General features: G+C 62.7%; 13 protein-coding genes and 1 pseudogene. 7 read left to right on the plus strand and 7 right to left on the minus strand.

Going from position 1 to position 13,097, the window contains the following annotated elements:
- Positions 1–52: 52 nt before the first annotated feature.
- Together AC5RU9_RS05805 and AC5RU9_RS05810 are read right to left on the minus strand one after the other, a co-directional pair.
- Complete coding sequence (locus AC5RU9_RS05805) at positions 53–262, minus strand: hypothetical protein (RefSeq protein WP_494015688.1); 210 nt, start codon at positions 260–262, stop codon at positions 53–55.
- A 9-nt stretch (positions 263–271) separates the two neighbouring features.
- The gene (locus AC5RU9_RS05810; RefSeq protein ID WP_494015689.1) at positions 272–1,258 is read right to left on the minus strand and encodes an alpha/beta hydrolase; all 987 of its coding nucleotides are present in this window, start codon (positions 1,256–1,258) and stop codon (positions 272–274) included.
- A 157-nt stretch (positions 1,259–1,415) separates the two neighbouring features.
- Here AC5RU9_RS05810 and AC5RU9_RS05815 point away from each other — a divergent pair, with 157 nt between their 5' ends.
- The 3 genes from AC5RU9_RS05815 to AC5RU9_RS05825 are packed head-to-tail and all read left to right on the plus strand — an operon-like array spanning position 1,416 to position 4,202.
- The gene (locus AC5RU9_RS05815) at positions 1,416–2,087 is read left to right on the plus strand and encodes a hypothetical protein (RefSeq protein WP_494015690.1); all 672 of its coding nucleotides are present in this window, start codon (positions 1,416–1,418) and stop codon (positions 2,085–2,087) included.
- Positions 2,080–3,432, plus strand: a complete 1,353-nt coding sequence (locus AC5RU9_RS05820; protein WP_494015691.1) for a glutamine synthetase family protein — start codon at positions 2,080–2,082, stop codon at positions 3,430–3,432. Before AC5RU9_RS05815 ends, AC5RU9_RS05820 begins: the two co-directional genes overlap by 8 nt.
- Entirely contained in the window at positions 3,429–4,202 is a 774-nt protein-coding gene (locus AC5RU9_RS05825; protein ID WP_494015692.1) for a gamma-glutamyl-gamma-aminobutyrate hydrolase family protein, read from the plus strand. The genes AC5RU9_RS05820 and AC5RU9_RS05825 overlap by 4 nt, the downstream gene beginning before the upstream one ends.
- Positions 4,203–4,264: 62 nt before the next feature.
- On the opposite strand, the gene AC5RU9_RS05830 is transcribed toward AC5RU9_RS05825, so the two are convergent.
- Entirely contained in the window at positions 4,265–4,882 is a 618-nt protein-coding gene (locus AC5RU9_RS05830; protein WP_494015693.1) for a TetR/AcrR family transcriptional regulator, read from the minus strand.
- Between the two features lie 299 nt (positions 4,883–5,181).
- Between AC5RU9_RS05830 and AC5RU9_RS05835 the strand changes: the two genes are divergently transcribed.
- The 3 genes from AC5RU9_RS05835 to AC5RU9_RS05845 are packed head-to-tail and all read left to right on the plus strand — an operon-like array spanning position 5,182 to position 8,639.
- On the plus strand, positions 5,182–6,819 hold the full coding sequence (locus AC5RU9_RS05835) for a class I adenylate-forming enzyme family protein (RefSeq protein WP_494015694.1): 1,638 nt from the start codon (positions 5,182–5,184) through the stop codon (positions 6,817–6,819).
- A complete protein-coding gene (locus AC5RU9_RS05840; RefSeq protein WP_494015695.1) occupies positions 6,812–7,588 on the plus strand; it encodes an enoyl-CoA hydratase/isomerase family protein in 777 nt (258 codons plus the stop codon). Before AC5RU9_RS05835 ends, AC5RU9_RS05840 begins: the two co-directional genes overlap by 8 nt.
- 10 nt (positions 7,589–7,598) lie before the next feature.
- Entirely contained in the window at positions 7,599–8,639 is a 1,041-nt protein-coding gene (locus AC5RU9_RS05845; protein WP_494015696.1) for a zinc-binding dehydrogenase, read from the plus strand.
- On the opposite strand, the pseudogene AC5RU9_RS05850 reads toward AC5RU9_RS05845, so the two are convergent.
- From AC5RU9_RS05850 to AC5RU9_RS05860, 3 genes and pseudogenes are all read right to left on the minus strand, one after another.
- Positions 8,621–9,010, minus strand: a pseudogene (locus AC5RU9_RS05850) (enolase); the annotation flags it as partial. The gene AC5RU9_RS05845 and the pseudogene AC5RU9_RS05850 sit on opposite strands and share 19 nt — an antisense overlap.
- Complete coding sequence (locus AC5RU9_RS05855; RefSeq protein WP_494015697.1) at positions 9,007–9,927, minus strand: LysR substrate-binding domain-containing protein; 921 nt, start codon at positions 9,925–9,927, stop codon at positions 9,007–9,009. The pseudogene AC5RU9_RS05850 and the gene AC5RU9_RS05855, both read right to left, overlap by 4 nt.
- A gap of 81 nt (positions 9,928–10,008) precedes the next feature.
- A complete protein-coding gene (locus AC5RU9_RS05860; protein WP_494015698.1) occupies positions 10,009–11,379 on the minus strand; it encodes an MFS transporter in 1,371 nt (456 codons plus the stop codon).
- A gap of 324 nt (positions 11,380–11,703) precedes the next feature.
- Between AC5RU9_RS05860 and AC5RU9_RS05865 the strand changes: the two genes are divergently transcribed.
- Positions 11,704–12,402, plus strand: coding sequence for a maleylpyruvate isomerase family mycothiol-dependent enzyme (locus AC5RU9_RS05865; RefSeq protein ID WP_494015699.1), 699 nt, complete (start codon positions 11,704–11,706; stop codon positions 12,400–12,402).
- A gap of 30 nt (positions 12,403–12,432) precedes the next feature.
- Here AC5RU9_RS05865 and AC5RU9_RS05870 read toward each other — a convergent pair whose 3' ends face one another.
- On the minus strand, positions 12,433–13,089 hold the full coding sequence (locus AC5RU9_RS05870; RefSeq protein WP_494015700.1) for an alpha/beta hydrolase: 657 nt from the start codon (positions 13,087–13,089) through the stop codon (positions 12,433–12,435).
- Between the last annotated feature and the right edge of the window lie 8 nt (positions 13,090–13,097).

Raw genomic sequence — 13,097 nt, forward strand, 5'->3', positions numbered from 1 at the left:
AACGTGTGTTCAGGGTGCCAGTGGCAATCGACGGATAACCCCTGATTGCGAGCTAGTCCGACAGAAAATGTGTGAACACCTGGTAGCCATCGGATCTGAGAAGCATTCGTCGTGACGAAATGCCTTCCGCTGATACCCAGAGCAGCGAGTCGTCAGGCATAACGGCTTCGACGGTTCCCTTGCGGACAAACTTTCCGTCTTTCCAGATCTCAACACGCTGCCCGACGGCGCGCTGCCAGTCTGGTTGCAAGTGCAGGTCCATTTTGCTCCTCTACTGGGTCTGCTGGAGGTTTTGATTCCGCGTGAGGCGCTGGAGGTGCCGGCAGATCTCTTCCACGGCAAGCCTGGCCTGCGCGAAAGCGCTGATTTCCGTGATGAAGCCGTGGAAGATGCCCGGATATCTGGTCAGTGAGGTGGGTACGCCATCCTCCCGCAGCCGAGCCGCGTAGGCCTCGGCGTCGTCCCGGATTGGATCAACTTCGGCAGTCAGAATCGCTGCGGGAGGAAGGCCACGCAGGGACGAGGCCCGCATGGGCGCCGCGAGATGGTCCTCCGGCCTGTCGTTTGGACCGACGTATTGGTTCCAGAACCAACAAGCGTCCGCGGTGCCCAGCAACGGCGCATCAGCGAATTCCGTCCAGGAGGGCGTAGTGAATGTCGCGTCCACCGCGGGGTAGGCGAGTATCTGGGTCACCGGCAGTGACAGGCCCTCGTCACGTCGATGGAGGCACAAGGCGGTTGCCAGATTGCCACCAGCCGAGTCGCCGCCAACGGCGATGCACCCGGGGTCGATCCCTAATTCCGGGGCTGTCCGCATAAGCCATGTATATGCGTCGAGGCAGTCCTGCAGCGCGGCCGGGTACGGATTTTCCGGAGCGAGGCGGTAGTCCAAGGACACAACTGTCCATCCGGACCCCACGGCGATCGCACGGCACAGCTCATCGGCTCCGTCGATGGTGCCAAGAACGAAACCACCCCCGTGCATATAGAGCAAAGCCGGGCGGGGAGTGCCGGCGTCGCCCTGGGGCTGGTAAAGACGAGCCGGAACCGCGTCCCCACCGCGGGTCGGCACGAGCAGTTCTTGAACCTGGTCCAGAAATGTCGTTGGTTCCATATTTGGGGGAGAGTCCAGAAGCGCGCGGGCTTGTTGCACTCCTAGTTCGCGGATGGGTATCGGCAGGGCGTGTTCGATCATCCGGGCTGCGGACTTTGCCTCGTCGTCAAGCAAATCCCACCATGCTGGCTGGTTGTGGTTCATGTCGGTTACCTCGAAGTCGTTGACAAAGAAGTGATCTGTACCTCATCATCATAGTCACATGATCAAGTCATCTGACCATATATAGATCATGTTCCCTTGGGATCGGCCGTTGACACTGTGACGTGCGTCGGTCTCGTTGAATTGAAAGGACAGAAGGATGACCGAAACGACAATCGGCCACGCTCCACGCGAGGCTGACGTGGTCGGCGGGGTCCGCGTTCGGATCGAAGAGGACGCGAGTCCAATCGTTCGGCTGATCGGCCGCACGATCAACGATTCCATCCGCGCCAACCCGGACGACTCCCTCATCGAGGGATTGGAAGGATCCGTCGCGGTCCGTTCCCACGACACCCCTCAGGCGGCGACCATCAACGTCTCGAATGGGCTGCTGGCCGTATCTAGCGGCGTCTTCGTTGAGCCCGACGTGACGTTGGTTGTGGACCTGAATGCGCGCTTTAGCCAGGTTGGCGGGTCTTCAGCCGACGACCGGGATGGCCTCGCGACCACACTACTGGCATTGCTGTCACCGACGGTTCCCGACTGGAGGGTTGCCGCCGAGGAGTTCTGGGCCGCTACGAGGTTGATACCTGGAATACCGGACGTTCTCGTCGCCGTCGCGGATGGCCCCGAGGGGTTGTCGGAGCTGGTGGTCGGCGAGGGCGAAACGCACTATGTGATCGCCGGTCCACCGGACGGGCTGGCCGGCATCTTCTCTGGTGCCGATGACCTGATCGCCGCCCTGTCCACCGGTCTGATTGGCGTGCGCGGCACCCTTTCCCAGCTATCAGTTATGGTCGGCGCATCCTGGAAGGTTCGTTACGATGTCTGAAACTATTAGTACTCCACAACGCCGTGAAGGTATCCACACAGTCAGGCTGGAGGCTACCAATCACGAAGGTTCATTCCTCGGAAAGAACCTGTCGCCCAAGAAGTTTTCAACGAGCGCAGGATCTGGGTTTGCGTTCGCCGACCTCCTGTTCGGCCTCGACCTGGGCAACGCGCCGACCTTCGGTTTTGCCTATCCAGGCTGGCGCGGGCACTTGGCAGACGTCCAGTTTCGTCCCGACATGGGCACGCTGGTGCAATGGGAGGCCGGCATACAGTCCGTCATCGGGGACTTCTGGCAAGCGAATGGCACTCCGGTGGGCATCTGTCCCCGTAACCTGGCCCGCAAATTAATCGACCGGCTTGGGGATCGAGGGTACACCGCCACGGTCGCGGTAGAGATCGAAGCGACGCTCTTCGAAGAGTCCATCCACGAGGCCCGCACCAAGGGCTACCGTGACCTCACCCCCTTGGGCGGCACCGCCGGAACGGCCTACCATCTGGCGAAGTCGAAGGACTGGGTCAACTACATGTCCGCAGTCGCCCGCCGTCTCGACGAAATCGGCATCGAGTGGGAGGCATGGAGTGACGAGGACGCGGCCGGCCAAGTCGAGCTCAACCTTGCTCCCGGTGAACCCCTGGCGGTTTGCGACAATTGGGCCCGCGCCCGGCAGGTGATGCGCGAAGTGGCCTTCGAACTCGGACATACCGTAACGTTCATGGCCAAGCCGACCGCTGGTTACGGACAGGCTTCGCACGTCAATCTCTCGTTGCAGAGCGACGGCGTCAATGCGTTCTACTCTGAGGACGGGCCATCGCCCGCTATGCGGCATGCGGTTGGAGGACTCCTCGCGACGATGCGAGGTGCGACGTCGGTCATGCTCCCGCAGATCACCTCGTACCGACGATTGGTGGACCTGAGTGGGCCGCCAACCACCGTGACCTGGGGTATCAGTAATAAGACCACCGCGGTCCGCGCGGTTTGCGGCCACCCGACGTACTCGAGGTTGGAATACCGCGTGCCGGGTGCCGATGCGAACCTGTATTTGGCGGTCGCTACTATCCTTGCCGGCGTGATCGCTGGCCTCGATGCTGCAATCGAGCCGCCCGAGCCGGTCTCTGATATGGCGTGGTGCGTCCCGGACCTTGAGCGGTTGCCGGACACTGTCACCAAGGCGGCGACAGCACTTGAGGCGGACCCGATCCTCCGGGAACAACTCGGGGACGAGTTCGTCGATTACTGGGTAGGCACCCGGCGCTGGGAGTGGATGCAGTTCCATACGGCAGGCGGCGACCCGTTCGCAGAGCTTTCGGAGTGGGAGTCGGCTCGATACTTCGAACTCCCGTGAGTGCGCCGGAGCCGGCACCTGCAACCATCCGACCGCTGATCGGCATCACTGGGCGTCGGTTCCGTCTGGGGCTCGTCGAAGGAATGGACAAGCGTTACGGCCATTTGTTCACGGATGCTTTCATGACAGACTTTTCCGATCGGATCGCAAAGGCCGGCGGGATTCCGGTCAACTTGCCTTACGACGCCGACCCCGAGGCGCTGTGTCACTGGTTGGGGGCGGTGGTCATTACGGGAGGCCAGGATGTTCATCCCGCGTGCTGGGGCGGCGAGCTGTCCGTCGTCACTGAGGTTGATCCGCGAGACGATCCAAGAGTTCACGATCCGGACAGGGACCGGTACGAGATCGCATTGGTGCGGGCGGCGTTGGCTGCGGGTGTTCCGATCCTCGGAGTGTGCCGGGGCCTTCAGATCCTGAATGTTGCCCTGGGCGGCACCCTCGTCTCCGACCTGCCCGCCAGTTCCGTTCAGCATCTCTCGGCCTCGTCGGCACCCGCTGACGGCGCGGACGACCATAAGGTGACCTTCGAACCCGGCTCCATTGCGGAACGACTGTTCGGAGCCGGTGCCGTGACCAATTCCTGGCACCACCAGGCAGTGGACGGCTGTGGTACCGGCCTCGTTGTCACAGGACGGGCGTCCGACGGCGTGGTTGAAGCAGTCGAGCTCCCGGGGGCTTCAGTCCTGGGTGTCCAGTGGCATCCGGAGTGGATGGAACGCGATGATCCCGCGTTGAGCTGGATCGTCGAAGAAGGCCGGCTGAGGATCTGATACGCGAGGGAAGTGTTCCGGCCGGGCCCTGAGTGCAGGTGGTCCGGCCGGACAACCCTTAGCTAAACCTTGGAAGTCCCGGAAACGCCGAGGCTGGTCGCCATCCAGGCATCAAGGACGTTGAGCGTGAGCTCAATTTGCCGCTCAGCTGCCGAACGGTCGGCAAACACCAACCAGTTGAGCGCAAATCCGTCGGACAGCGTGGACACGATGTATGTCAGTTCATCAATCGTGGCTTCGTTGACAGTCTGTCCTGAAGTTTCCGCGGCACTTTTCAGAATGGAGCGCATGGTGCCGAAGCCTTCGTTGTACACCATCTCAGCCTGATTACCCTCTTGGCGCTGGGCCCAGCTGATGAGCTCAACGATGGCAGGGCCGAAGTCGGGGTGTTCCAGGTACCACTGCAACAGGCCGCGCAGGAGGGTTCGCGCGGTGCCTTCAAGATTTCCATCGACGCCATTGCTCGTCAGCACGTCACGGTATTGCCCGGCGACGTATTCAAAAACTGCTGCAAACAGGACTTCCTTGCCCGCGAAGCAGTAGTGGAGCGTGGCCAGCGGAGCATTGGCTTCCTGCGCAATACGCCGCGTTGTGGCGCCCTCCACCCCGTGGGCGGCGATCATTCGGACCGCCGCGGCCACGAGTTCGGCGCGGCGTTCGGCGGCAGGCATGTGGGCCATTTGTTCTTCCTGTCGAAGTAGACGGACGACTGATCAAGTGGTGTCACGCTATCAGACGCATGGCTGACCATAGGATCAGTCTTCTTGATCATATGTCTTGATCAAATGACCAAGTAGAGATATTGTCATGACCGGGATCACATTCCCGGCTGATCGCTCCGGCGAGGCCACCCTCGAACAGCCCTGCGTCTACAGGGCCGGGGTCCCGCCAACACTGCGGGATCCAGAAAAGCCAAACACTGTACGTCCAATGACGGCAGCGTCACCACAACCGCCCGAGACACTTTGAAGAGGACGAGATGACCAGAGTTGCGTCAGTTCGCCGGGACCCCGGGATCACCATTGAGCGCATGGCGGAAAACCCGCCCTTCGACAACCTTCCAGACCTGCTCGAACACCAAGCGACCACTTCTCCCAGCCGTGAGTTCCTCCGCTTTCCTGAAGGATCCTGGACATTCTCTGAAGTGGACGACTGGACATCGCGGCTGGCCCAGCGCCTTGCCACAGAAGAGGGAGTGCGCTCCGGCGATCGGGTCGCCATCATGTTGCCCAACGTTGTGCAGTGGCCCATCGCCTGGCTGGCAATTCTCAAGGCTGGAGGCGTCGCGGTGCCCGTGAACTCCTCGTATCAGCGCGCAGACCTGGAGTTCGTCCTTGGTGACTCCGGGGCCCGGGTTATCGTCACTGACTCCGATCACGCGCCACTGGTCAGGGACGTCCTTGGCAGTAACGGCGACCTGTCCGTCAGGATCGTCGAAGCGCCCTCACGCACCGAGCTTGAAAAGTATCCGGCCAGGCGACCGAAGGCCCACATTTCGCGGGAGACGCTCGCCAACCTGCAATACACCTCCGGAACCACCGGGTTCCCAAAGGCCTGCATGCTGACGCACGAATATTGGATCCGGTTGGGTTGGATCTGCGCAGCAGCGGCGGGCCTTGGCGAAGACGACGTCGTGCTCACCTCGCAACCGTTTTCCTACATGGACCCACAGTGGAACACCTCCCTATGCCTCACAATTGGGGCGCCACTGGTGGTATTGCCCCGCTTCTCAGCATCCGGATTCATGGCGGATGTCCGACGACACAGGGCCACCTTCTGTTACGTGCTCGGTTCGATGCCCACGCTTCTGTTCAAGCAGCCACCGAGGCCGGAGGACCTGGATAACGACCTTCGCCTTGTTCTGTGCTCGGCAATACCGGCTGCTTTGCACCAACGGCTTGAAGCCCGCTGGGGAGCGCCCTGGCGGGAGATCTTCGGGATGACGGAAACCGGAGCGGACCTGATCAGCCTTCCCGAAAGTACGGACGACGTCGGCACTGGGCGGTTGGGGCAGCCAGTACCCACCAAGAAGGTCAGGGTGGTTGACCCGGCCGGCCGGGACGTTGGGCCGGGAGAACCCGGCGAGCTCATCACGTCGGGTCAGCCGATGATGCTCGGATATTGGAACCGCCAGGAAGACACCGCAAAGGCTCTTCGTGATGGCTGGCTCCACACTGGAGATGTCGCGGTGCGTGAGGCAGGCGGATACCGCCTGGTGGGCCGTATCAAGGACATGGTCCGTCGAGGTGGCGAGAACATCGCCAGCGCCGAGGTTGAGCGGGTCTTGGAGAAAGACGCCGCGGTGGTCGCCTCGGCCGTCCTCGGAGTCCCCGATGAGCTGTTTGGCGAGGAGGTCAAAGCCTTTGTTCAACTGGCCCCAGGAATAGAGCAAAGCCGGATAACAGCGGAACGAATCATCGCGGGCGCCCGAGCCGAATTGGCGCGCTTCAAGGTTCCCCGGTACGTCGAGTTCGTCGCAGACTTTCCACGAACACCGTCCGAGCGGGTGTCAAAGCCGGCGCTCAGGGCGCGATCCGATGCATTTCCCGGCATGACCCATGACCTGCAACAGCCGAGGGTTGCCGCCTTTGGGAACGGAGGGGGCAGGCATGAATGACGACTACCTGGACGTGCACATCGAAGCTGACGTTGCTGTCCTCCGATTGAACAGGCCAAAGAAGTTGAACGCGATGGACGCGGCAACGCGGGTCCGGCTGGCGCAGGAAATCCGCCGGTTGGGGACGGGTAATCAGGTTCGCGGCATCGTCCTGACGGGCACGGGACGGGCGTTTTCCGCCGGCGAAGACCTCCAGAGGGTGCCGACCACGTACTCCGAAGTGCGCGAGGCCTTCGCCACCTTCCATGACATCACCCGCGCCATTCTCGAGACCACGGTTCCCGTCATCGCTGCGGTGAACGGAATCGCTGTCGGCGGTGCCTCGGAGATCACGCTTTGCTGCGACTTCCGGATCGCTACCCCGGACGCGGAGTACTACCAGCCGGAAAATCACCGGGGAATCATCATTTCAAACGCATCGAGCTTCCTCTTGCGCCGCCTGGTACGCAATAACGCCATGCGAATCATTCTGGGATCGGAGCGCATCAACGCCAATGAGGCCCTGCAGATCGGGCTCGTTGATGAAATCGCCCCGTCGGACCAGCTATTGGGGCGCGCGGCCGAGGTGATCGCACAGTGGAATCCGGACCCTCGGATCACCGCGCTGCACCTTGGCTTGCTCCGGCCACACACCAAAGACATCGAGGACGCCTTTACCCGGGAGGACGAAGCTGCCCGGGAAGCGTGGGCCTCCGGCGCTTTCACTGAAGGCATCGAGCGCTTTTGGGTGTCAAAAAACGCGGCGGTTTCGCCCACATCAACAACGTAGATCGGAGATCATGGTGATCACCACCGAAGCAGCACTTCTCACAGCGGTGAACGAGCCGCTGGCACTGACCAGGATCCACGTGGATGATCCGGAAGCCAATGAAGTCCGGGTTGCGGTCTCGCACGTGGGCTTGTGCCACAGCGATCTGCATTACATGAACGGAGCAGTCCCGACGGGTTTGCCGGTGGTAGTAGGGCACGAAGTGGCAGGCGTCGTCGAATCCGTCGGCTCGGCGGTGACGTCCCTGCAGCCCGGTGACCGCGTCGTTGGCGCGCTCACACCGTCCTGCGGACTATGCCGCAATTGCGAGGCGGGCCATCCCACCCAATGCCAACGCACATCACTCATCCGGCAGCGGCCGCGTCCGGCTTTCCAGTTGCCAGGGGGCAAAGCCGTTGAACGGCTCGGTGATGTTGGGGCCTTTTCACGCCACACCCTGATGCGCGAGAACTCACTGGTAAAGCTTCCGGATGGTGTGGGGCTGCACGTTGGGTGTTTGCTCTCGTGCTGCATCATCACAGGTGTTGGTGCCGTGTTCCGCGCTGCTGAGGTGCGGCCCGGCTCCACGGTTGCTGTCATCGGTTGTGGCGGCGTGGGCTCGGCAATCATCCAAGGGGCACGGCTTGCAGGTGCCTCGGCGATTGTTGCGGTGGATCTCGACGACGCCCGGCTCGCCGCCGCGCGCCGATACGGAGCCACGCATTCTGTTAACGGCTCGACCGATGTTGCCAACGAGATACGCAGAATCCTGGGTGACGGCGTGGACTACTCCTTTGAGGCCGTGGGAAACGCGCGGACGGCGGCTGCCGCACTCGCTGTGGTCCGTGAAAGGGGCACTGCCTGCCTGGTGGGGATCGCGCCGGACGGCACAAACCTCAGCCTGCCGGCGTCGGACTTCTTCTTCGGCGAGAAGCGCCTGATCGGCTCCTACATGGGCTCGGGCCAATCGCACCAGGACATTACAGAATTTGCGCGCCTGTACCTCCAGGGCCGTCTCCTGCTCGACGAGATGGTCAGCGACGTCATCCCTTTCCGCAGCGAGTCGGTATAGCCGCCCAGCAGTTTGGTGACCGGCTGCCCCAGCGTCTTGCCGATAACGTCCCACACGGCTATGTCCACCGCGCCTTTGGCCGTCTGGTTGTGGATGGTCCGGGCCAGGACGGCCTGGATCTTTTCACGATCAAAGACTTCGGTGCCTACCAGTTGCGGAGCGAAGATGTCCTGGATCACCGCGACGATGGACTTCTGTGTCTCGCCATAGGTGTAGGGGCGGGGCGGGGTGTCCGCGGTTCCCACCACACCATCATCGGTGTGGACCCGGACCAGGACGTGATCGGCCTCGTGTACGGAGCCGGACGCGAAGTGGAGGGGGTGGCGGTACGGGATCGAGTAGGGGATCGCCTTGATGGCTGCGATCTTCATGATGGGAGGGGCCTTTCATCAGCAGAAGCGGGGGACGAGGCGTCGGCGGTTGCCGTGGCCACGATGTCCAGGAAGTTTTGCAGGAGGGCGGACGGGTGGCCCCGCATCCAGGCAACCGCGAGTTCCACCTGTGGAACATTGTCGATTCCCCGGTAAGCGACGCCGTCGAGCTGGAAGGAACGCACGCTGGACGGCATGATGGCGATGCCGCTGCCCGCGGCCACGAACGCGAGCATCGTCGAGGTCTCACCAACCACCTGGGCGATCCGGGGCACGAAGCCTGCCTGGCGGCAGAGGTCCGAGGTAATACGGTTCAGGACGGACTCGGGTGCGTAGGCGATGAAGTCCTGGTCCTGCAATTCGTGCATGGCCACAGGCCGGTCCACCGCCAGCGCGCTGAAGGAAGGAAGCGCGACGACGAGTGGCTCCTGGGTGACGACGCGGTAGTCGATCTCCTCGGACGCAACGGGGGGACGCAGCAGTGCCGCGTCCAAGGTCCCGTTCCGCAGCCCGGCTTCCATGGACGGCGTGAGCATCTCGCCGTTCAGCTCCAGCGATAAACCGGGAAGGACCTGTTTCGTGAGTCGCGCGATCCGGGGCATGACCCCGTAGGTTGCCGACCCGGAAAACCCCACCCTGAGGACGCCGGTAGCGCCCTTACCCACCTGGTAAACATCCGCCTGGAGCGTCTCGACGTCGTTGACGATCTGCCGTCCGCGGTCCAGTAGAAGCTGGCCTGCCGCCGTCAGGTCCACCCGCCGGGTGGTTCGGTTGAAGAGCTGGACGGCGAGCTGGTCCTCCAGTTGGCGGATTTGCTGTGACAGGGGCGGCTGCGCCATATGCAGGCGCTTGGCCGCCCTGCCGAAGTGTCGCTCCTCAGCGACCGCAATGAAGTACTTCAGCTGCCGGATCTCCATTGCCGTGCTACCTCTTCCTGGGGTGCGGGATGAGGAGCGTTGCAACCTCATTGATTCATAGAATAACCATAAAAGGCTCCACTAAGATATTTTTTCGACGTAATCTTCTCGCTCCTTCGCGGCGGCCACAACTATTTCCTGCATGTGCTGGCGGGGTACCAGAATGGTGACCGCGCCGCCGATCAGTGCCACCGCACCGTAGATGTAGAAGGCGGTGGCACCGCCGATGCCCGCAGCGGCGAGCCAACCGCCGATGATCGGACCCAACACTCCGCCCAGCCGGCCCACGCTGGCGCACCAGGCGACGCCAGCCGCGCGGGCATTGGTGGTGAAGTAGTTGGACTGGAAACCATAGACCAGCACTTGGGTGCCCAGGGTACCCACTCCTGCGGTGGCGATGAAGGTGAAGAGAAGCGGAAGCGGAAAGCTGAAGGTCATCAGTCCCAGGGACGCGGTGGCCAAAGCGAACGTGGCAGCGATAACCCGTTGGGGTCCGTTCCGGTCGGCCATGCGGGAAGCCGCCAATCCACCCACAACGGCCCCGAGATTCAAGGCAAGTGGGAAGAAGAGGGCGTAGGTCCTGCCGTATCCGTAACCCTCCATGATTTTGGGAAGCCAGGTGTTGAGTCCATAAGTCAGGAGGAGACCGCAAAAGGACATCAGTCCCAGCATGATGGACGCCACTGCGAACTGGCGGGAGAAGACGGCGGCGAACCCGGACTTCCGCGGGGCGGCGCCGGCTTCCCGGATCACCTGCTCTTCGGCGAGTGGAACCCCGGTGCGCCATGCGGCGGCCAAAGCCTCCTCGTCCCGTCCCCGGGCCAGCAGCCACCGCGGTGATTCCGGAAGCTTCCGCCAGGCAAGGGGCAGGATGATCAGGAGGGGGAGGGAACCGGTGATGAACAGACCCCGCCAGCCGATGCTGTCCAGGAATGCGATTCCCAGTACGGACGCGAGCACACCACCCGCGGGTACCCCCGAGTAAACGATCGCGTTGTAGAACTGCCGGCGTCCCGCGGGTGCGAACTCGGCCATGGTGGCGCCGGCGCTGGCGATGACGACGCCCAGGCCCAGTCCTGTCGCAAAGCGGAGGGCGCCGAAGGCGGCGACGTTGGTGGCGAGGGCAGTGGCAAACATACCCAGGGAGAACCATGCGATGCCCGCGAGCATCAGCCGGCGCCGGCCGAAGAAGTCGCCGACAGCCCCGCATGCCAGTGACCCCACCAGCACACCGATAAGGGCCCAGGATCCCAGGAGTCCGGCCATGGCTGCATCGAAGTGTCCAATTTGGCCTGCGTCAGCGAGCAGTCCAGGAAGGACGGTGCCGTAGACCACCAAGTCGTAGCCATCAAACAAGAGGGCCCCGCAGATGATGAAAGCCACCCAGTTGGCTGTCCTGGCCTCCCTGCCCGGCTCTCCGGAAATCGTGGATTGTGGGAACGGCAATGTCATGGTCGTGTGTCCTCTCGAGAGCTGGGAAGGCCGTGCAGCGTTCGTTTCGATCCGCGCTCCGGCCCTGGCAATCCAGCCTGACAGGCAATGTGACGCAGGGCATATGCGGTAAATGCCCGGTTTCCCGCCGGGGGTGCATTGGGCGTTGTGCGTGTATCAAAGGGGCTGCATTCGCGATGGATCAAGCAGGAACAGGGCAAATGCGCCCTTCGATTGGGCTTGCTGGCAGCGGTGACGCCGAGGGTCTTAGTCCATAGGTGGACGGTATGAAATAAGCGGGCCGTTACCGTGGCCGGAGCAGGGCGCCGCGGCTATTCTGGCGTGATGATTAATCCAGCACGGCTGCACTCTGACCTGTCCCGCCTCGGCCGGGAGACGGAGATGTTCCTGGCCACGGCCTCCTCCTTGTCTGACGAAGAGCTTGCTGCTCCTTCGCTGTGTGAAGGGTGGACCCGCGCCCAGGTGATCGCCCACGTCGCATCCAGCGGACGGGCCCTGCTGGGGCTGATCGACTGGGCCGTGACCGGGGAGGAGCGACAGTTGTACCCTTCGCCTGAAGCGCGGACGGAGGCTATTGCCGCCCTTGCTGCCCTGTCGCGCGAAGATCTCCTGGACGCAGTTCGGGATTCGGCTGCCGCATTCGCCGTTGAGGCCCAGCGCCTGACGGGGGAGCTTGCAGCGCCGCAAGTAGCGGTTGGCGGCCGGGAGTTGCCGGCCACCTCGATCGTCGCCCTGCGGGTCTCCGAGGTGGTGGTGCACCACCATGACCTGGAAACTGCCTGGACCATCGAGGAAGCCGACCCGGATTCGCTGTTGAACGCCATCGAAGCCGTGGTGCGCACGATGCGTGCCAAGGGAGCCCCAGGAATGACCCTGGTCACTGAGGAACGCGACGAATGGGTGATCGGCGACGGCGCCCTGCGCGTTGAGTCCGACCGGGAGGGGCTCCTGAAATGGTTGGCCCGCGGCGATGCCGGATTCATCGAGACCGAAGGTCCCCTCCCGGTCCTTCCCCGCTGGTAACGGGTTTGCGGGGCCGCGCGACCTCAGGTTCTAGACCTCTTTTTCCCGAACAGCTGGTTGGCCGACCACGTCGGTGATCCATGCCGCAAGCGCCTTGACGTCCGAGGAATCAATGCTGTGTCCACCCGTGGACCTGTTTGTTGTTGCCCGGGCTTCTGATTCGCCGGTGAGGTAGTCCCAGGTGCGGGCCAAAAGCTCAGCAGGGATTACTCGGTCTCCATCGCTTTGGGCTACAAGTACGGGCTTGTCCTTCAGGCGGCCAGGGGTTGTTGGTACGCCGGCATCAAATGGGAGCGTTCCATGAAGGATGGCTGCACCCGCAAATCGGCTGGGGTCGTCCAGGATGAGACCTCCGGCGAATGCGGCGCCACCGCTGAATCCGATCAGCAGCACTGGCCGTCCTGGCTGGGCTGATTCGTCGAGCCAGGTTCGGAACCAGTCCATGTTTTCTGCCAACGATTCGGCCAGCGGTCGACCTATACCGCGATTGGCGAACCATGCGTATCCGGGTCCTTCTGGGATCGGGGCGCGAACGGCCACATAGGTGGCTTCCCGGGGGAGGTAGTCAGCGAGGCCGATGATTTCCGTTTCGCGGGAGCCGCGACCATGGAGAAGCACCACCAATGGCTGGCCTGCATCTCCATTCGAAGCGTGCCAGGCGACGGTGGGGGTGAGTAGCGTGCTCATGTGCCGGG

It is taken from the genome of Arthrobacter sp. B0316-5-4 (assembly GCF_059090325.1).